At 59.8% G+C, this 20,462-nt stretch carries 13 protein-coding genes; 10 read left to right on the top strand and 3 right to left on the bottom strand.

The window, feature by feature from the left end:
- Positions 1-213: 213 nt before the first annotated feature.
- From HY962_04975 to HY962_04985, 3 genes are read right to left on the bottom strand one after another with little or no spacing between them, the layout of a single operon-like run.
- Positions 214-1,272 (bottom strand): hypothetical protein, encoded by a 1,059-nt coding sequence (locus HY962_04975; protein MBI5646265.1) that lies wholly within the window; start codon positions 1,270-1,272, stop codon positions 214-216.
- Positions 1,269-1,946: a response regulator transcription factor gene (locus HY962_04980; GenBank protein MBI5646266.1), complete on the bottom strand. Its 678-nt coding sequence runs from the start codon at positions 1,944-1,946 to the stop codon at positions 1,269-1,271. Before HY962_04980 ends, HY962_04975 begins: the two co-directional genes overlap by 4 nt.
- 6 nt (positions 1,947-1,952) lie before the next feature.
- Positions 1,953-3,311: a hypothetical protein gene (locus HY962_04985; GenBank protein ID MBI5646267.1), complete on the bottom strand. Its 1,359-nt coding sequence runs from the start codon at positions 3,309-3,311 to the stop codon at positions 1,953-1,955.
- 176 nt (positions 3,312-3,487) lie between these two features.
- Here HY962_04985 and HY962_04990 point away from each other — a divergent pair, with 176 nt between their 5' ends.
- The 10 genes from HY962_04990 (at position 3,488) to HY962_05035 (ending at position 20,306) form a co-directional block, all read left to right on the top strand.
- On the top strand, positions 3,488-4,402 hold the full coding sequence (locus HY962_04990; protein MBI5646268.1) for a hypothetical protein: 915 nt from the start codon (positions 3,488-3,490) through the stop codon (positions 4,400-4,402).
- A gap of 76 nt (positions 4,403-4,478) precedes the next feature.
- Entirely contained in the window at positions 4,479-4,901 is a 423-nt protein-coding gene (gene ndk, locus HY962_04995; protein ID MBI5646269.1) for a nucleoside-diphosphate kinase, read from the top strand.
- A gap of 6 nt (positions 4,902-4,907) precedes the next feature.
- A complete protein-coding gene (locus HY962_05000) occupies positions 4,908-5,438 on the top strand; it encodes an NUDIX hydrolase (GenBank protein MBI5646270.1) in 531 nt (176 codons plus the stop codon).
- Positions 5,435-6,646 carry a DUF1343 domain-containing protein gene (locus HY962_05005; GenBank protein ID MBI5646271.1) on the top strand — a complete coding sequence of 404 codons (1,212 nt, stop codon included), beginning with the start codon at positions 5,435-5,437 and terminating at the stop codon, positions 6,644-6,646. Before HY962_05000 ends, HY962_05005 begins: the two co-directional genes overlap by 4 nt.
- A 25-nt stretch (positions 6,647-6,671) precedes the next feature.
- A complete protein-coding gene (locus HY962_05010; GenBank protein MBI5646272.1) occupies positions 6,672-7,742 on the top strand; it encodes a hypothetical protein in 1,071 nt (356 codons plus the stop codon).
- 97 nt (positions 7,743-7,839) lie between these two features.
- A complete protein-coding gene (locus tag HY962_05015) occupies positions 7,840-8,616 on the top strand; it encodes a tRNA-dihydrouridine synthase (protein ID MBI5646273.1) in 777 nt (258 codons plus the stop codon).
- A gap of 234 nt (positions 8,617-8,850) precedes the next feature.
- Positions 8,851-9,717: a PorT family protein gene (locus tag HY962_05020; GenBank protein ID MBI5646274.1), complete on the top strand. Its 867-nt coding sequence runs from the start codon at positions 8,851-8,853 to the stop codon at positions 9,715-9,717.
- A 47-nt stretch (positions 9,718-9,764) separates the two neighbouring features.
- Positions 9,765-11,381, top strand: coding sequence for a PD40 domain-containing protein (locus HY962_05025; protein MBI5646275.1), 1,617 nt, complete (start codon positions 9,765-9,767; stop codon positions 11,379-11,381).
- An 89-nt stretch (positions 11,382-11,470) separates the two neighbouring features.
- Positions 11,471-17,413 carry a VWA domain-containing protein gene (locus tag HY962_05030; protein MBI5646276.1) on the top strand — a complete coding sequence of 1,981 codons (5,943 nt, stop codon included), beginning with the start codon at positions 11,471-11,473 and terminating at the stop codon, positions 17,411-17,413.
- 154 nt (positions 17,414-17,567) lie between these two features.
- On the top strand, positions 17,568-20,306 hold the full coding sequence (locus tag HY962_05035) for a T9SS type A sorting domain-containing protein (protein ID MBI5646277.1): 2,739 nt from the start codon (positions 17,568-17,570) through the stop codon (positions 20,304-20,306).
- Positions 20,307-20,462: the final 156 nt, after the last annotated feature.

Here is a 20,462-nt window from a genome sequence, read left to right on the forward strand (position 1 = left end):
GTTCTCTCCGCGCCTGACTGCACCAGTTCGGTTATTAGTATTCTCTCTTGTTATGCAGTTCTGGAATAAGGAGTCCGAGCCAATGACTCCTGCGAAAGTACAAACCGTACCTTACGCCCATCTTACACGCGTATTACAAACGTGTAAGAGGTGAAGTAATCGATGAAAGTCGTGCGTATAGGCGGATACAGACGGCTGCGCCTTCGGCGAAAATCAGCTTGTTGTGTCGCCGAGCGGCAATTTTATTATGAATTCGCTGCCCGCGCCGGCGGTGCTGTCGACCAGGATCTCCCCACCGTGTGTCGCAACAATCCATTGAACGATGAACAATCCCAGCCCCGTCCCGCTTCTTCCCTTGGTATGTTCCGGATCCACACGGTAAAAGCGATCGAATATGCGCGGCAGCTCGTGGGCGGGTATGCCTATGCCCGTGTCCTTGATCGAGACGAACGCGTACCCGTCACTCGTGGAGAGCGAGAGCGTGACGGAGCCGCCCGCATTGTTGTATTTCACCGCATTGTCGACCAGGTTCAGGATCACACGGCGTATGCGCAGCGGATCACAGACGATGGTCGCGTCGGCCATGGGCCCGCGCTCGAAGGTGATGCCGCCCTGCGAGGCGAACAGCTCCACCTCGTCGCACATCTCCTCGAGCATCTCGCGCAAATCCACGATGTGCCGTTCCATTGGCGCCTGATTGAGCTGCGTTTTTGCGACGAGCAGAAGGTCGTCGATGATGCGCGACAGACGGAGAATCTCCTCGAGAAGACTCGCGAGCGTGTCCTGGTACTGCTCGGGCCGCTTCTGGCTGCGCAGCGCAAGCTCGATTTCGCCGCGCATGATTGTCAGGGGCGTGCGCAGCTCGTGTGACGCATTCACGGAGAAATGCTGGATCTGCTCGTACGCCTCGCGCATCTTTTCGACCGAGCTGCGAATCGAGGACATCTTTATCTGAAATTCCTCCTCGAGCCGCGCCGTCGGCAGCGGAGGCGTCTGCGCCATGCGCGGAGTGATCTCGTACCTGCTGTTGTGCAGTTGCTCCGAGATGATCCAGCCCACGAGATATGAGAAAAACGCGCTGACCGGGATGAAGATCAGGCCGATCCCGATATACGTCGCGCGGAACCGCTCCATGATCTCATTTGTCAGAAGATTGAGCGATGTGAAGTGGTAGTTGAATACGGTGATGATGAGACTCGAAATGAAGACCACCACCGCAAATATCGTGGTGCCGTAGATCAGCGCGAGCCGGTGTTTGAGCCCGACGATCATGCGTCGGGGTCCTTGAGCACGTACCCGACCCCGCGCACGGTGTGGATCAGTTTCGGTTCGAACCCTTCGTCGACCTTTTTCCTGAGACGCGTCATGTACACATCGAGCACGTTCGTTTCGCTGTCGAAGGTGATGTCCCAGATGTGCTCGATGATGGCCGAGCGCGTCAGCACCGCGTTTTTATTCCGCAGAAGGTACTCGAGCAGCTTGAACTCCTTGGCGGTGAGTTCGAGCATCGTGGAGCCGCGCCGCACGGCGTGCTGCATCTGATCGAGCGTGAGATCGCCGGCGCTGAGCACCGACGAAGGGCGTTCGACCTGCGCGCGCCGTACCAGCGAACGCACGCGGGCAATACACTCGGCGAGCGCGAAGGGTTTGGTCAGATAGTCGTCGGCGCCCGCGTTCAACCCCTCGATCTTGTTCTCGAGCTGGCCCTTCGCGGTCAGGATGAGGACGGGAGTCGATTTTTCCCGACGCAGTTCCTCCAGCACCTGCATGCCGCCTTTTTTCGGCAACATCAGGTCGAGCACCATCGCGTCGTAGTCTTCCGTCAGCGCAAGGAAGAGCCCCTGCTCGCCGTCATGTGCCGTGTCCACCGTGAACAGTTCCTCCTCGAAGCCCTGTTTGAGGAATGAGCAGACTTTCACTTCATCTTCGACAATAAGAATCTTCATGACCTGTTACCGTTCCCGTGTTGTATCCAAAGGTTCGAGAGTAATTTCCTGCATCATGCGCCCGAAGATCTCGACAGGAGTGACAATTCCTCGGTGCACGAGCGTTATCCCGTTCGGCGACACCACCGATAGCGCGCAGGGTTTTGCATCGCCGGGCCGGGAGTGCACGTCGAGTGTGCCGAAATCTCCGAGTGGAACTCCCTCCCATGCGTCGGATCCGATCACCTCGGCGAAGGCGGGATTCGCGTTCAGAATCACCGTCAGACTTTCATCGAGATGCGCGACGGGGAAGGGCACGTATTTCATCATGAAGCGGTACTGCTTCGAGAGCCGGAAACGTCCCGCGCCCCCGTCGTTCTGCGCGGGGCGCATCGCGGCTCCCGGCAGAGAGGCCCCAGCGCCCACCGCAAGCAGCGATGGTTCGCCATCGGCGTCAGGGAGCAGTTCGATCGACCATTCCATCTCGAGGATTGTTCCGTCGGGACCACGCATCGCGAGCCGCGCGGGGGACGCGCCATGCGAAATGCCGCGAAGAATGTCGGCGCAGCGCGTACGTGCGGCGTCACGCGATTGACGGGCGATCAGATCCTCAAAATGCGGCGGCCCCTCGCGGGGTTCGACGTACATGAGCAATTCCGTCGCGGCGGCATTTGCATGCGCGATGGCGAGTCCGCGCGTGAGCAGCAGCGCGGGAAAACGCAGCGCGTCGAGCATCTGCCGCACGCCCGGACCCGCACCGAACGGCAGAGGAAGCTGGGGATCGGCAGGGACTGTCGCCGCCGCGTCGCCCGACGGCTCATGACTCTTGCCGCTCTTGCGAATGAAGTCGATGGACAGGCCGAGCGAGCCCGAGAGTCCGGCGAGAAATTTGCGCAGCCGCGGCACTGTCGTCGACGAGAGTGTGACGATAAGCACGGCGGCGATGGTCTCGCGCCCGATCGACACCGGCACCGCTGCGGCGCTGACATGCGCATCGTTGACAGTATAGTGCGAGACGTCGGGCTGCGGGGCCGCCGCGTCACGTCCGTGCTGTGTCAGCCAGCGCGCGATCGGGGCCTGCCACGGCACGGCATCCTGCGACCAGGGTATCGACGGCTCGATGTCGCGGAAACCGATGCGGTGCGACGAGCCGTCCTTCACGTACACCGATAACTCCAGCGCGCCGATCTTGAGCCGCAGATCCTCGAACGCGTAGCGGAGCAATTCTTCGACCGTTGGCACATCGTGAAACAGCACCTCGTTGCATCGGTTGCGCAGCGACAGTTCAAGATGCAGCCAGCGCAGATCCTCGACGATTGCGTTGACCTCCGACACCATGGTGTCGAAGGAGAACTGTGATACAACAGGAGCGAGGGATTTCGCCATGGACCTGCGCGTGTTGCGAAAAGGGGAGTGGGGGAATCGGCTGCACCGCGCGTGCCGCGCACGGTACTCGCGAAAATATCATTCTTTCCATGCGAAAACACATGTAGTCTTTCAGTGTTTGTTTTTGCCCTGGTGATGCGGATATTCCTTCTTCTCACACTACACGGTAAGAACTCATGCGACACTCGGCGGCAACGACTGTTCCCTTCCTCATATTTCTCTTGCACGCGTGTGCATCCGCACAGTTGCTGCCGATCCCCGCGGCCGAGGCGGTTCCCGCGGCCACCACGCGTGCGCAGGCGGCGCTCGGATCCGACGCGCATCTTTCCAACGTCATCTTCGCGCCGGTGACAACCAGCGGCATCACCGTGTCGTTCGACATGACAACGGGGAAAGCCACGGGATGGCTGTACCGCTTCACATCGCCGAGCCGCGATTCGTCGATCTTTCTCGTCGCGGCAAAAATTCCGCTGCTCGGGCTGCAGGTGATCGATCCGCCCGCGGGCACCGCGATCCCGCTACCCCCGCTGCCCGGGGTCCTCGATTTTTCGCCCCCGTGGGTCGATTCGCCCGAGATGCTCGCGGGAGCCAAGGCCGGCGCGGCAGGCGCCTTTCTGCAGGCGCATCCCGCCGCCCGGGTGGACTTTATTCTCGGTCTCAACAATCCCGTCGAGAATCCTCTCGTGCCGGCCGGGAAATACTGGCTTATCCGCTTCACCGACGATGTCGACACTCTGACCTGCGCCATCGACGCGGCGACGGGACAGTCGGTGCGCTGCGGCTCACTTCCTACTTCTGTGCGGAACGAAACGCCACCGGCAGTCTCCGACCTTTCGATCACTCCGTCGCCGCTGCGAGGAAATGGTGCAAGCGCGCTGCTGCGTTTTGTGTTGGACCGGAGCGAATATCTGACACTTACAGTACACGACGCGCTCGGTCGTGAAACCGGCCGCATCGCCGCGCGGCATTTCGAGGCGGGGGCACACGCGCTTCCGCTGACCGATGTGGGCTCGGGAGCCGCGGGGCTGCATTTTATCCGCGTCGCGGGTTCAGGGTCGACACGCGTCCTGCGTGTGGCGGTGGTGCGCTGAGAGACGCCGCTTTTGGTTTTTCGGGTGCGCGCCTTCAAATTGCGAGGACGTATTTTCTTTCACCAAACATCGAATCATGGAACGTACCCTAGCCATTCTGAAACCCGACTGCGTCCGCAAGAACCTGATCGGCCAAGTCATCGCCCACATCACCGAGGCGGGTTTCCGCGTTGTCGCCATGCGCATGGTGCAGTTGACGCCGCACACCGCCGGCGGTTTTTACGCCGTGCACCGCGAGCGTCCGTTTTTCCAGGACCTCGTCGCGTTTATGTCGTCCGGTCCCTGCGTGCCCATCGTTCTCGAAAAGGATAATGCGGTGTCCGATTTCCGTGCCGTGATCGGCGCGACCGATCCCAAGGAGGCCGAGGACGGCACCGTGCGCAAGATGTACGCCGACAGCAAGGGCGAGAACATCGTGCACGGATCCGACAGCCCCGAGAACGCGGCCATCGAGATCGGCTACTTTTTCCCGGGCATCGACACCATCCCCGCGAGGTAGGGGACGATGCGCCGCTGGCGCACGGCATCGCGGAGCGTCCTGCACGCCAATCCGTATTGGCGGTACCGGCGCGACGCTTTTGTGTTGCCCGACGGCGGCGAGGGCGAGTACTATTATGTTGAGACGCCCGGCTCGGTGATGGTGATACCCATCGACGAGTCGGGCCGTCTTGTTCTCGTGCGCCAGTACCGCTACCTCAACGACCGCGTGTCGCTCGAGTTTCCCGGAGGCGGCATGGGACAATGCGTCTCGCCGGAGGAGGCGGTGCGCAAGGAACTCGCCGAGGAGGCCGGCTTTGCGGCGGGCACGCTTTTGCGGCTGGGCGAGATGAATCCCTTCAACGGCGTGACCAGCGAGATATGTGTCGTCTTCGAGGCGCGTGATCTCACCCCCGGCGCACTGGCGCCCGACCGCACCGAAGAATTCGACATTTATCGGATCGACATATCCGAATTTCGCGCCATGGTCGGGCGCGGCGAGATTTGGGACGGCATGAGCCTCGCCGCGTGGGCGCTGTACGAGGCCGCGCGCGCATGAAGCGCCTGTTGGCCGCCGTGCTGCTTCTTGTCGCCGTGCCCGTGGCGCGCGGCGGGGTGGAGCCCGGTGCCTCGGTGCTGCTGCGCGATTCGCTGCATCTTCTCACCGGCGCGCGTCTCGGTGTCGTATGTAATCACACGGCGGTGCTTCCCGACGGACGGCATCTGCTCGACGCTCTGGCCGCGGCCGCGCCGGGCGCGCTCCGCGCGGTCTTCACCCCCGAACACGGATTGACCGGCGCGGCCGCGGCCGGACGCGAGGTGTCGGACACCGCGCGCGGCGGCCTGCCCGTGTATTCGCTGTTCGGCGCCACGCGGAAGCCGACACCGGCCATGCTGCGCGGCATCGACGTGCTGATCGTGGATCTGCAGGATGTGGGCGCGCGCTACTATACCTACGTATCAACGCTCGTGCTCTGCATGGAAGCAGCCGCCGCACAGCACATCCGCATCGTGGTGCTCGACCGTCCCAATCCCGTGGGCGGACTCGCCGTCGAAGGTCCGGTGCTCGACACCGCGCTGCGCAGTTTTGTGGGAATGCTGCCCGTGCCCGTGCGCCACGGCATGACCATCGGTGAACTTGCGCGCGCCGCGGCGGGTGAGCGCTGGATCCGCGGCGCGGATTCCCTGGACCTGCATGTCGTGCCCATGCGCGGCTGGAAGCGCGCCATGTTCTACGACGAGACGGGACTGACCTGGGTGGCGCCATCACCCAACATCCCCGACCTAGCAACGGCTCTCGTCTACCCCGGCATGTGCCTCGTCGAAGGCAGCAGCGCTTCCGAGGGCAGGGGCACCTCCTCGCCGTTTCTGCAGACCGGTGCTCCGGGCACCGACGCCGCCGCGCTGCGCCGCGTGCTCAAAGAATTCCGCCTCCCCGGCGTGGCTTTCGACACGACGAGTTTTATCCCCACGACAAGCGCATCCGTGCCGAAACATGCAGGACACCTGTGCACAGGCGTGCGGCTCGTGGTGGTCGACCGCAAGCGTTTCAGGCCTGTCCTGACCGGCGCCGTCGTGCTCCACGCGTTTGCCGCCGCCCGATCTCCTGGCTTCGAAACCACCGCCTTCCTCGACCGCCTTGCGGGCGAGTCCTTTTTTGCACGGCGTCTGACATCCCCCAAAGCCCTGCGTGAAGCGGCCGCGCGATGGGAAGTTCAATGCGCCGATTTTTCGCGTCTGCGCGCGCGCTATCTTTTGTATCTTTGAACGACCACATTTTCGGATTCCCCCCATGCGCCTGCACATCCTCCTTCCGTCACTCGCTGTTCTTCTTTTCATCTCCGCCTGCGGAAATAGCGGCGGGGGAGGCGCGGCCGACTCCGCGAGCGCCGTGGTGGGCGATTCGATCTCCGCCGGCGTGCCGGCGAATTTAGAGCGGGGCGAGGGACCCATCCGTCTCGCCCTCCGATTCCGCAAGGGTGACGCGTTCGGGTACGCGATAAAAACCACGCAAAACGTTTCCATCACCAGCGACACGATTGTGGACAAAAGCGTGCAGACGATGACGTACCGCTACCGCTTCGACGTTCTCGACACGCTGTCCGACGGTTCCGCGCGCCTTCGCGCCACCTGCCTCGCGATGCGCTTCGAGGGTGAATACCAAAGCGCGGGGACAAAAAAGAGCATGCGGTACGATTCCGGCGAGAAGAATGATCCGGCCAAGGAAAAGATGTTCATGCAGTACGCCGCCTGTGTCGGCGCGCCCTTCGAAATCGTGCTCTCGCCGCAGGGGCGCATCGAGCGGGTCGGCGGCACCGACGCCGTGATACAGCGCTTGCTGGGCGCGGACCGGAAGACGATGTCGAGTGATGCCGTAGCGAAGGTCACGGCCGACTACTCCGAAAACGGACTCAAGGGAATCGTGCAGCAGGCGTTTCAGAAACTTCCAGAAAGACCGGTCGCGGCCGATTCACTCTGGAAACATTCCTGGGGCGGCACGCTGGGTTTCCTGCGTCTGCAGAACGACGCGACCTACACGCTGAAGGGTTTCCAGCAGCGCCCCGAGGGTCGCGCGGCGATCATCGCCGCCAAGATGACATCACGCTACACCGGCGACAAACGCCTCGACACGGGCCAGGGCATGGCCACCGTGCACGCCTTCGACGTGAGCGGCAGCGGACTGACGGTGTTCGATCTCGCCGCCGGAAGGCCGGCCTCGCGCGCGATCATGCAGAAGGTGTACGCGAAATTTTTTGTCGAACCTCCCGCGGAATTGAAGCAGGTCGCCCCCGATCAGGCGAAGGATTTCTGGTGGATACAGGAGGCGACGATTGGAAACACCGTGGAAACGATTAAGTTGTAGATCGAACGTCCGCGCGCGCCGCCGCACGTTGCTTCGCCCTCCGTCATTCATCCATGACATAGACCCGCCGCATTTCGGCGATCCCGCACCATAGCGCATGCCCTCGCTTCTGATATTTGTCGCTCTCACGCTGCGCGACGGCGAATGTCTCGACGTTATCCGGAACGTCGACGGCCCCGCGCCGTGGTCGCAGCGCGATCCGGTGCGCCAGGCAAAGATCCTGCGCATCGAGAACACGCGGGCGCTGCACATCGTGGATCTCGATCTCGCCGAGGAACATTCCGCGCGAAACCGCGCGGCGATCGAGGCGATAGCGCGCGCAGAAGGCGTGCGCATCCCCATCCAGGTGTGCGGCGGCATACGCGACATCTCCGACGCGCGCGAACTGCTCGAACAGCGCGGCGCCGACCGCATCGCGCTCGGATCCGCGGCGCTGGAGCAGCCCTCCCTTATTCGGACACTCATATCCGAATATGGTCCGAAAAAAATCGTCATCGCCATCGAGGCCCGCGATAACCGGACGCACACGCAAAACGGACAGGTCGCGCACGACATCTCGCCGCTTGAACACGCGCGTCACATGAAGCGGCTGGGCGTCGAGCGCATCCTGTACACCGATCTCGACGCGGTGCACGGCCGCCGCACAATCGACATCCCGGCGGTGACGGCGTTTGCCGTCGAATCGGGCATGTCGCTCACCGTCAACGGCGGTGTCGCGACATATAAGGAACTCGCGGAACTCGCAAGCGCGCTGCCGCGCCGCATCGATTCCGTTGTGCTGGGTTCCGCCCTCTACATGAACCGTTTTGCCTGCCAGGGCCTCTGGCGCAAGGCCGAGGAGCGTCTGTACGAACGCGGCCTGCTTCCAACATGATTCCACACTTTACGCCGCGCCGCAGAACGCGCGGAATGCCTGTAATCACGCTGCATTGACATTGAATGGTTTTTTAGTATATTCCAATTATGTGAAAAATTTTCACATGCATTTGCGCACAGTGCATGTGAATCGCGGTTTTCGGTACCTTTGAGCACCCCCCGCCGGCCCCTGATCGGTCCGGTTGCCTTAAGCCAAGTAATTCCCACCCGTCCTTCATTTCCAGGTGAACTCATGACGTTCGTCCGTACGCGTTTCCATCTCGCCATCGCGCTGCTCGTTTTGCTGAGCACAGGTGCCGTCGCGCAGTGGCGCACCACCATCTCGCCACGGTCGTATCCAGACAAATACGAGATGACACCGGCGTTGCCGGGCGACGTGAACGTTTACAGCCCCGATCAATCGACCGTCTACGTGACGGGATTCCTCGGGGTGAACCACAACACAAACATGGGCAGCTTCAAGACCGACTGCGACTGCCTCTTCGACGGTGCACTCGGGTTGCGCAATCTCGGCGCGCAGATCGGCGTCGACGTCACGTATCAGTTCCATCCGAACTGGGCGGTGATGGCGAAGGCGTCGTACGACAATAAACACACGAAGGAATCCTACGAGCGCGCGATTCCCACGCCCATCAAGCTGGGCAACGTGGTTGCAATCCGCGACATCGTGTACGAGGAGAGCGGCTCGGTGAGTCTCGCCTACTTCTCGGTGGGTCTTTTCGGACGCTGGCAGCCGCGCCTCGAGAGGTGGTACATCTTCGCCGGACCCTCGGTTGGTCTGCCTATCTCGGGCGAGATCAAGCACGATCAGGCGATCGTGACCCCCGAGGTGACGTATCAGGAAATCGGCATTTCCGAGACGAAGCGCAATGTATCCACGGCCACCTTCGACGGCGCGCTGCGCCTGGAAGGCATGGTCGGTTTCGGATACGACTTTATCGTCCGCCCGCGCTGGTTCCTCAATCCGGAAATCCGCGTCGGCTATCCGATCAGCAAGGTCACCACGACGGTGACGGACAGGAACAAGGTCATCGATCTTCCGGACTGGAAAGTGATGTCTGTGCAGCTTTCCATCGGTCTGAAGTACGAGGCCTTTTGATTCCCTCATCTCCCACGTCACCACCATCTCATACGGATAGAGCATTCATGCAACGGAACGTTTTTATCGCCTGCATCGGCCTCGCTTTCATCGCCGTCGTCCTGACCGGCTGTTCCTCCAGCAAACCTGCGGACATCGCGCGGGTCACGGGAGGAGTCGTCGAGAATCTCGGTGAGAAGGTCAATTCCCCTTGGAATGATTACGCCCCCGCCGTCTCCGCCAACGGCACCCTGTTCTTCACTTCCCGCCGACCCAATCCCAAGCGTGTCGATTACGGTGACGACGTTTATCGCACGAACAACATCAAGGGTGAGTGGGAAAAACCGACATACTTGTCGGAAATGATCAACACCCCCGAGTCGCAGGGAGCCATCTCGGTCTCCGGCGACGGGAAAACCCTGTATGTCGCCCTCTGCGAGCAGCCCGACGGCTACGGCCGCTGCGACATCTACTTCGCGGAGTGGAACGAGCGCGGCACCGAGTGGTCGCGCGTGCGCAACCTGAACAACCTGGAAGGGAAGGATCTGCGCATGGAGAAGAGAGCTGATAATTTCGAGTACATCAACACGACGTACTGGGAAACGCAGCCCTCGATCGCGCAGGACGGCCGGACGCTGTATTTCTGTTCCGACCGCCCGGGCGGCTACGGCGGCACCGACATCTGGATGTCGCAGAAGGACGAGAGCGGCAAGTGGGGACGTCCCGTCAACCTCGGTCCGGACATAAATACCAAGGGTGACGAGCGTACGCCCGCGATCTCGTTCGACAACAAAACCCTCTATTACACGAGCGACGGATATCCCGACGGCGAACCCGCAAAGGCGGCCGGTGGCTTCGACATCTACGTCACGCGTTTCCAGGGCAGCCGCTGGTCGCGCCCGATGAATCTGGGCTACCCGGTCAACTCGTCCGACAACGAGGCCTTTATCGCCATGACACTCGGCGGTGACACGCTGTATTACGCCTCCGATCGTGAAGGCGGCTACGGCGGCTTCGATATCTATATGCTTCTCGATCCGCCCTATCCTCCCGATGCAATGATCAAGATCGACGGAGTTGTGACGGACGCCGAGACAAATCAGCCGCTTTCCTCCACCCCCGTGACGATCGAAGACGTCGGTACCGGCGAAATCATCTTCAAGGCGCAGAGCCTGGAAAGCGGTCAGTACACGTTCATCATTCCCGCAGGCAAGGAGTACCGCATCAGTTCGGAACAGAAGGGCTATCTGTTCAAGTCCGAAGTGTTTGAGGTGCCGGAACTGACGCTCAACCGCCGCTGGGTCAAAAATATCGCCCTCATCCCGATTCCCCCTGTCGTGACCGTGCCGGTCAAGACCAATCTGACCGTCCTTTTCGACTTCGATCAGGCGACGCTCAGGCCGGAATCCAAGCCCGAACTCGATCGCGCCATGCGCTTCATTCTCCAGAATCCGGGCAGAAAATTCGAAATTTCCGCACATACCGACGCTCTCGGTACGGAAGAATACAACCTCGACCTCTCCGAACGCCGCGCGCAGGCCGTCCGCCGCTACCTTGTGGACCATGGCGTCCCGACGGACATCATTTTTGCGAAGGGTTACGGAGAGAGCCAGCCGATCGACGACAATGAGACGCCGCAGGGCCGTCAGCGCAACCGCCGCGTCGAACTGACCGTCATCGAATAATATTTCACCCTCGTGTCAGGATTCCGCACCTATCAATGTCTCGTACGAGAAAGATCGCAACACGTATCCTTTTGCAAAGAGGTGATTCCATGACCCTGGCAACCGTGCTTCGGCGAATCAAGATCCCACTGATCCTGATAGTTTTCGCCGTGCTCTTCGGTTCCGCACCCGAGGCCAAAGCCCAGCCGGTGCTGAACTTCAAACGTATCGTGAACAACTGGCCGACGATCGAGCTGTATTTTACCGTCGCCTGTAACGGCAACCCTGCCTACTTCACGGACAAACGCTACTTCAAGGTGTACGAGAACGGCATCGAAATCGGGGAGTTCGAACTCTGGTGCCCCGATCCCACGATGCGATGCGCCATTTCGGTGGCACTCGTCTTTGATGCCAGCGGTTCCATGGCAGGGTCGGGTAACTCGGGCGCGAAAGCCGCGGGTAATGCCTTCATCGACCTTATGGACGGAGTCAACGACGAGGCGGCCATCATCTGGTTCAACTCGGTCGTGACCACCGCCCAGCCGATGACAGTGTATCAGGATCTGTTGCACAATGCTGTGAACGGCCTCCCGGCAAGCGGCGCGACCGCTGTGTGGGACGGTATATATACTGGTGTTCAGGCGCTTATCAACGACGGTGTGAATCCCTGCCGCGCAGTTATCGCGATGACGGACGGCGGCGACAACTCGAGTTCACGCGGCCCGTCGGAATCCATTTCTCTCGCCAACCGCAACCGTATCCGCATCTTCACCATCGGTCTCGGTTCCGGTATTCAGTCGGCCATTCTGCAGAACATCGCGGAACTCACGGGCGGCCGTTACTACGAGACGCCGAGCGGCTCGCAGCTTACCGCCATCTATCAGGAAATCTCGACCATCATCTTCCAGGGTTTCCAGGAGTGCTTGATCACCTATCAGGCGAAATGTATGGACGGCGGCATGAGGAAGGTTGACCTTTCCGTGCTCAACTTCTGCAACGGCTCCGACACGAAGACCAAGAGCTACAAGGCCCCGAAGGATACGTCGACCTACACGCCGCTCAACATCCGCCTTGGCAAGCGCGAAGGCCGCGGCAATCAGAACGTCAAGGTTCCCCTTGAACTGCTTGACCAGATCACCCCTGCGGACATCTTCTACCCCGCCACCTTTACGGTGAAGTTCGACGAGTCGTGTGTGCAGTTTGTCGACATCAAGACGCCCCCGGGAAGTCTGCTTGAAAATATTCCCATCACGATTACTCCCGCACCGGGCGGTGTCACATTCCAGACGATGGATAAAAAGATCATGGAGGTGCAGGACGTCCCAGCCATGCTGGCAGAACTGACCTTCAAGACCTCGGATCCGGACGGGAAGGATACGGTCTGTTGTGATCTACAGTTAATAAGCTGGACCTTCGAGGCCGGATGTTTCCGTCCCGTGCTCAAGAACGGTCAGATCTGTATCATCCCGCGCCAGCCCGAGGTGCTCTGCGATCTGCAGATGCCACAGACGCTGACGTGGGAACGGCAGTTGAAGGATTACAATCCGAATCCATTTACTGTGACCTCGGTGCTGTCGAATATCGGCGATCGCGAGGCGCGTAATGTGCGGTTCAAGATTGAGTACAATAAAAACGATATCTCGCTTGTTGCTCCGGTAAACAACGTACAGAACGGTGTTCCGAAGGATCTCAAGCCGACGGGTATCTCCGAAGGCCGCTGGGATGTTATGGCGAAACGCCGCATGGTGGGCGACTCGGTGAACATCTGCATCGTGGCCGCGTTCGACAATCACGACTCCGTGCGCTGTTGCCGGAAGGTGTGGGTGCCGCCCGCAGATGCCGTGTTGAGCTGTACTGTCACCGCGCCCGAAATCAAAGCCGATCGCGTGCAGCAGCGCTACAATCCGATGCCGTTCGACGTGACCGTGACCGTGCTCAACGAGGGCGGCAAGAAGACCGATTCGGTATTCGCGCGTATCATCGTGCCGGCGGACCTGCGTCTCTACGGTCCCGACGCTCCGAATCGCAATAACAAACGCGTGCTTCCCGCTATCCTGAATCCCGGCCAGTCGGGCGGTGTGACCTGGACGCTCTGGCATCCGATCACTCTTGTTCCGAAGGAATACCTCGTCGGTATCTGGGTGCGGACCTCCAACGCCGACTCCTCTTACTGCGAAGTCAAAATTCTGATTCCGCCTCTGGAAGCGCCTGTGCTGGCGCCGACATGCCGCACTCCGGATTCGCTGCACTTCGATGAAGGTATCGGCGCGTATGTTCCGAATCCCTTCACCGCGTCGCTCAGTTGCGTGAACCGCGGCGGTCTGCCTGCGAACGATGTGACGGCGTTCATCTATCTGCCCGCAAACGTTGTGCTTGCCAACGGAGCCGATCCGCTGCGCAAACCGTTCCCGACGCCGATGAATGAGTGGAAGTCCGGCGATCCTGTCCCGAGCGTGAGCTGGGATCTCAATTACACAAAGAAACTCCGCTACGACACCTACCTCGACATCAAGTTCGTCGTGGGTGGTGTGGGACCGACCGGTCTGCCCACCGATTCCGTTGAAGCATGGTGCCGCGTTCGCGTGCCGGGCCTCCAGCCCTCCTTCGCCTGCGACATGACACTTCCGGATTCGCTTGCGCTCAACAGTACCGAGACCGACGTCACACCGAATCCATTCATTGCGACCTATCGCGTGTGGAACACCAGCAAGCAGACGGCGACCATTTCGATGGTGGACCTCAACTACCCGCTGGGCGAAGGTCTGACACTCGATCCGAGCACACCGAAAACACGCACACTCAACCGCGTGCTTCCTCCGAACGATACATTGACGGTAACCTGGACCATCGCAGTCCAGAATCGTATCACCCGCCGCTACGTCAATCTGACGGGTATCGCGTACGACGACGAAGGCAACCCGATCATGTGTGGTGACGATCTTCCCATCGCCAACCTGAAGACGGCGCTGCTTTGCGACGCACAGACCGACGTGCCGGTGGTTGTGTACTATCCGGTGCAGCAGGAGTATCAGCCGACGCAGTGGGTGATCACCGCGACGTTGAATAACACCGGCGGTGCCCCCATCACCGATGTGTCCGCGGAGATCGAACTCGGCGACTCGTCGCTGGTCGGTTATCTGCAGGAATTCAACCCCGGCTTCCCAGACAACACAAACCCGAAGACGATCGGCGTGCTTTTCCCCGGAACCTCGCAGAGCTTCCAGTGGGGTTTCAGACTCGCCGCACAGAATCTCAAGGGTATTTCCGAGTTCCTGACCTACAACATCAAGTACCGGTCGAAGGAGACTCCCCTCATCACGAGCGGTTGTGAAACCGTGGTCGAGATCAAGCCCGTGGTTATGCCGAAGCTCGAATGCGCGCTTGTGGCACCGGATACGATCTATTTCAATGTCGACAAATACGAACCCACGCCCTTCGACCTGAAGATTCAGATCAAGAATGTCGGCACGGGTGACGCATACAACGTGAAGGCCTTTGTGCTCCAGGATACGCGCTTCAACATCCTGCCGCCCGCCTCGCGTGACTATGGTGACCTCGCTCCCGGCAGTGTGATCGACTTCGACGACGCGACCATGAACTCGCCGTTCCGTCTCCGCGTGAATCCGCGCGATGTCAGCGGGTACGATACCATCCGCGCCGTGGTGATCAGCGACGGTATCCCCGCCGCCACATGCGAATTCCCCGTCTGGGTGGAACGTGAGCTTCGTCCGCGCTTCATCATGGAGTGTGTTGCGACTCCTGACCGTCTGACTTTCGATGATCAGTTGAACGACTACGTCCCGAATCCGTTTACGGTGACGACCAAGGCCATCAACGTGGGCGACACCCGCGCCGAGAACTGTCAGCTTCTCTTTGTGGGTCCGCCGCGCTTCACGCCGGTCGACAACACCCCGATCATCAATGTCGGTACAGGTCCGACGAACATTGTGAACGTTGGTGACACCGTAATCTACACATGGCGCATCACACCGCTCCGCCGCACGGTGGGTGGTTGGGACGAGCTTGTGTATCAGATTCAGGGCCGTGGTGGACTGGGCAACCGCCTCATCATCGGCGAGTGCCGGGTTCCCGTCTACGTGCCGCCTGCACGCGCCGCCGAGTACAACCTCGTCTGCGACGCGCCGGATGCCATCGTGTTCGACAACTCGTCGGGCAAGTACATCCCCGATCCCTTCGAATTCAAGGTAAACGTCACAAACGCGGGTATGGCGCTCGGTCAGGATCTCGAGATCACCGCCATGCTGCCGCCGGGTCTGATCTTCGCGAGCGGTGAAACCGCGACGAAGCCCCTCCCGGATCTCGCACCAAATGCCTCGACACAGGTTATCTGGCTTGTGAAACCGATTGCCAACACCAGCGGGGTCCCGCAGTCGCTCAAGCTCTGCGCACGCGTGGTCGACCGCTTCGGCAAGGAAGGCGAGTGCTGCGACAACGTTATCATTCCGCCCGCGACCAAGGCCACGCTCAGTCTCGCATGCGATGCAGAGTTCCGGACACTCGTGGTGGATCGTGCACGCGGCGAGTATGAAAAGAACCCGTTCTATGTGCGGGCCAAGGTAACCAACAACGGCGACCGTCCCGCGGACAATGTGCGCGTGATCTGTCTCCCGCAGTCGAACGAAGTGAAGGTGCTCGATAATCCTGAGCAGTTTGTGGCCCTGCGCCTCGACGCAAAGGATACGACCGGTTGGATTAGCTGGAATATCTACGCGACTCCTCGTGTGACGTCCGGCGACATTAACTTCCAATTCGTGGTGACAGCCGACGATCTGCCCTCGACCGATTGTATCACTCCTGTGTTCATCCCTGAGGTCGGCCGTCCGGTCCTGAACTGCGGTCTTGAGTCGTCGATGAAGAACACCAACGACGTGCTCCATTTCGACTACTCGATCGGCGACTATCGTGACGACAACGGCACGAAGGGCTCCGCCGGTAATTACAGCGTGTTCACCATCACCTCCCGTATTCAGAACCTCGGTGCAGCCCAGGCCAACCGCCTGCGCGCAACGATTCTGCCGCCGGAAGGTGTGACACTCGACGCCGGTGAAACAGCCATGAAGGATCTCGGCAACCTGCTCGTGCAGGGTGTGACCAGCGTAAGTTGGAACATCCGCCCGGTGCGGCAGTCCACCGACGCCCTCCGCCACTTCTCGGTTATTCTCTCCTCCGACAACGCCGAACAGCAGAAATGCGAGATGGACGTGACGATCGAAGGTGCGCCGAAGATCGTGACGGTGAACATGCCGCTTGACAACGTCGGCCGCTTCGGCGACAAGATCACGGTGCCGGTGTACATCGACACCACCATCGGCAAGGACATCTTCACCTACAAGATGAACGTGAAGTTCGATCCGCAGGCCGTACGCTTCGTGGATGCAGTCAGCGTGAATACACTCACAGCCCGTGGCTGGAGTGGTCCGCGCGCCACATTGTACCGCGAAAAGGGTCTTGCCTCCACCGATCCCGAAAACATGGTCCGTGTTGAGGATTACACAACCGGCTCGCCCCTGAATGCGCGCCGTGAGGGTATCCTGACAGTGCTGGTGTTCGAGGCGGTCTTTAACGGCGGCGAAAAATCGATGCAGTCGATCGCGAGCGCCCTCGACTTTGTCGAGACCTTCACGGCCGACGTCAACGGCACGGATCGTGTCCTCGTGTCGTCGATGAACAGCACCGATGACGCCAACGCGGGTACCGACGTGCAGCTTATCCAGAAGGACGGTATCATCACCGTCTCCGGCGACTGCATCGTGCCTCTGGTGGGCGGCAGCGGCTGGAACCTTGCACAGAACAAGCCGAATCCGTTTAATCCTTCCACCGTTATCGAATACTCGATCGGTGAGGATATCAACGTCCGTCTCACCGTGTTCGATCAGTTGGGCCGCGAGGTCAAGACGCTTGTGAACGCGAAGCAGAAGGCCGGCAAGTACGCCGTGATCTTCGACGCTTCGGGTCTCGCGTCCGGAACCTACGTGTACCGTCTCGACGCGGGTGAATACTCCAAGACGATGCGTATGGTGCTGGCCCGCTAGTATCATGCAGTCGGCTTCAATACACAACGATTGACGACAGCGTCCGGGTGCAGGAATTCTTTCCTGCACCCGGACGTGTATTTTCCGGTGTAACCGGAACAACAATCCAGTTTCCTCCCTTCCTGCTTTTTCTTTCAGACTCGACAGGCATCCCATGAGAAAGAGGTACATCTTCGCGTGGACAGCGCTTACACTGTTCGCGGCGGCGACCTTCCTTCAGGCGCAGAGCGCAGGCACGTTACCCGGCGTTTCGGGATTTCCGAAAATTAGCTGCAGCATGTCGTCGAGTCACGACAGTCTGTATTTCCGCGGGAACGACTACGTTCCGAATCAGATCACCATGTCCGTGACGGTGCGCAACATCTCGGCCGATACCGCCAAGAATGTTGTCGTATGCATGGGAATCGACACGCGCTTCATCGCGCTCAGCAATCCGTGCGCGCCTGCCATCCCTTTCCTTCTCGGTGGTGATTCCGCCACAGTCACTTTTACGTTGAGACTCGCTCAGGAACGGCGCAACGACGGACTCGATACCGTCCGCGCGATCGTCACGACGGTCAACGGCGCCAGCGCGTATTGTGAGCGCAGCGTGTGGGTCGAACACGAGTATTTTCCCGTGTTCCAGACGCTGTGTTCAAAACAGTTCACCGACATCGTTTTCGACGACAACCTGAACGACTACAAACCGAATCCCTTCCGCGTCGCCATCAGCGTGCGTAATGTGTACGACGGCAATTCCGACTCGACGAAGCTGCAGTATCTCGGCACCCGCGGTGTGAGTATCGATACGACCGATCCCATCGGCAACACACCCATCCGCGAACTCGGCACCCTGAGAGGTGGCGACCAGCTCGTCGTTGAATACGACATGCGCGCGGTGAAGCGGATAAATGATACCACCGTGACCCTCTGTTTCCAGGTGCAGGGCAAGGGCGGGTATCTGCGCAAGACCTACGTCGACACCTGCTGTGTGGATGTGTTTATTCCCGCAGCGCGGCAGGCAGTGTATGATCTCCAGTGTGATATCAATACCGACCGTGTCGATTATGTGAATCACAAATACCAGCCGGATCCCTTCAAGTACGAAGTCACAATTCGGAACGTCGGCACCGCAAACGGCAAGTTTGTGAAGGCACAGCTTCTTCTGCCCCCGTCCATCGAACTGGCCCCGGGCGACGTCATTACCAAACCGGTCAGCGACGATATGCCGACTGGCGCAGCCCCGGTGACGGTGAGCTGGATGCTCCGCACCGCAAACCGCATGACCCTTGACACGGTGAAGATCTGTGTGCGTGTCTATGACGTGTTCGAGAACTCCGCCGTCTGTTGCGACTCCGTCATCATCGATTCCATCCGCAGCGCCCGTTTCAACGTGGCCTGTGCCTGCCCCGACACCATCCGTGTGGATGCTGCCCGCGGTGTGTATAATCCCGATATTTTCCCGGTGTCGATAACCGTGAAAAATGTTGGCAGCGATTATGCAGATTCGGTGGAAGCGACGATCATTATCCAGACTCCCGATGTGGAAGGTGTTGCACCGTTCATTCCCATCAAGCGCAAGTTCGACCTGAGCGGCGACGACAAACTGCAGGTGGACAGCAGCTTCGTCTTCGATTGGATGCTGCAGGCCCTGCCTCGTGCCGTGAGCGGACCCATCACCATCAAATTCAAGGTGGATGCCGAGAATGCACCCACCGCGGAATGCGAGTGCAAGATCTATATCCCGAAACTCGATGCACCGGACTTTGAACTTGCCTGCGGCACAACACCCGAGGATTCACTGCACTTCAATCCCGAAACAGGATTGTACCTGCCGGAAGAGATCATCTTCACCGTGCGTATCAGCAATCCCGGCGGCGGCGTTGCCAAGGGGTTGAAAGCAACACTCGCCCTGCCGCCGCGTGTTCTGCTGGCTACAGGTGAAAGTCTCGAGAAGGTGCCGACCCCGCAGGATATCGGTCCCGCGGACACAGCAATTGCCACGTGGCGACTCAAGCCGCTTATTCGCCGCGACTTCGGTGCCGATCTGGTATTCACCGTGTCGGTGACCTCGGAGAACGTGCCGGGCCGCAAATACTGCCAGGATTGGGTTTTCGTTCCCGCCCTGCCGTACACGCTGTCGCTTGTGATCCCGAACGATCCGGTGACCTATTATCAGCAGCATGTGAATGTGCCGATCTACGTCGACGATCCGGAAGGAAAGAGCATCAACTCTTTCGATTTCCGTCTGCTCTTCAACGTGGACCAGCAGAGGAACCCGCTTCCCGAGACGCTTCTGCGCCTTGATCCGTCGCAGCCGGTCATCTACGACGGTCGCACGCTTCTGAATGGCTGGCAGGTTGATGTGAAAGAACTTTCCACGAACCTGTTGAGTGTCAAGGCTACAAGTCCCGGCACGTATCTGGCGTTGGATCCGAATCTACTGGAAAAACCGTTGCTGATGCTCGGCTTTGTCGCGATGTTCGGACAGGCGCCGAATCACAACAGCGTGGCGGTCTCGAACATCATGTGGCCGACCACCGCCCAGCTTCTCGACAGTGTTCTAATCAACAACGGTTCGATATACCCGCGTGTCACCAACGGCACCGTGACGATCTCCGGCGATTGCCTGCGTCCACTCGAGGCTGGAAGCCGTTTTGTGATCAGCCAGAACCGTCCGAATCCGTTTAATCCCTCCACGGTCATCCGCTACGAGATCCCCGAGGTTTCACCCGTTCGTATCACTGTACACGACGCCCTTGGCCGTCTGGTGCGGGTGCTTGTGGACGAAACAAAGAACTCCGGCGTGTACGAAGTGGTCTTCCATGCCGACGACCTCCCGAGCGGCCTGTACATGTACAGGATGGAAACTCCGAAATACCAGCAGGTCATGAAGATGCTTCTCGCCCGCTGATATTTCCACAAATCGGTACGAATCCCCTCCGTCGCGAGACGGGGGGGATTTTTTTTATTCCCTCATTCAGGAGAAATGGCGGGCAGGGAGGGAAGACAGTAATACAACGAGGATATTGCAAATATTGCACGCGACGAGTGTAAGAACATTGAAAAC

The sequence above is a fragment of the Ignavibacteriota bacterium genome (assembly GCA_016218045.1).
Lineage (GTDB): Bacteria > Bacteroidota > Ignavibacteria > SZUA-365 > SZUA-365 > JACRFB01.

What these genes read in the sequence shown, in the direction of transcription:
- HY962_05000 (MBI5646270.1), top strand. Translation starts at nt 4,908, where the DNA reads ATGCGCCGCTGGCGCACGGCATCGCGGAGCGTCCTGCACGCCAATCCG.
- HY962_05005 (MBI5646271.1), top strand. Translation starts at nt 5,435, where the DNA reads ATGAAGCGCCTGTTGGCCGCCGTGCTGCTTCTTGTCGCCGTGCCCGTG.
- HY962_04975 (MBI5646265.1), bottom strand. Translation starts at nt 1,272, where the DNA reads ATGATCGTCGGGCTCAAACACCGGCTCGCGCTGATCTACGGCACCACG.
- HY962_04985 (MBI5646267.1), bottom strand. Translation starts at nt 3,311, where the DNA reads ATGGCGAAATCCCTCGCTCCTGTTGTATCACAGTTCTCCTTCGACACC.
- HY962_05035 (MBI5646277.1), top strand. Translation starts at nt 17,568, where the DNA reads ATGAGAAAGAGGTACATCTTCGCGTGGACAGCGCTTACACTGTTCGCG.
- HY962_04990 (MBI5646268.1), top strand. Translation starts at nt 3,488, where the DNA reads ATGCGACACTCGGCGGCAACGACTGTTCCCTTCCTCATATTTCTCTTG.
- HY962_05015 (MBI5646273.1), top strand. Translation starts at nt 7,840, where the DNA reads ATGCCCTCGCTTCTGATATTTGTCGCTCTCACGCTGCGCGACGGCGAA.
- HY962_05010 (MBI5646272.1), top strand. Translation starts at nt 6,672, where the DNA reads ATGCGCCTGCACATCCTCCTTCCGTCACTCGCTGTTCTTCTTTTCATC.
- HY962_05030 (MBI5646276.1), top strand. Translation starts at nt 11,471, where the DNA reads ATGACCCTGGCAACCGTGCTTCGGCGAATCAAGATCCCACTGATCCTG.
- HY962_04980 (MBI5646266.1), bottom strand. Translation starts at nt 1,946, where the DNA reads ATGAAGATTCTTATTGTCGAAGATGAAGTGAAAGTCTGCTCATTCCTC.
- ndk (MBI5646269.1), top strand. Translation starts at nt 4,479, where the DNA reads ATGGAACGTACCCTAGCCATTCTGAAACCCGACTGCGTCCGCAAGAAC.
- HY962_05020 (MBI5646274.1), top strand. Translation starts at nt 8,851, where the DNA reads ATGACGTTCGTCCGTACGCGTTTCCATCTCGCCATCGCGCTGCTCGTT.
- HY962_05025 (MBI5646275.1), top strand. Translation starts at nt 9,765, where the DNA reads ATGCAACGGAACGTTTTTATCGCCTGCATCGGCCTCGCTTTCATCGCC.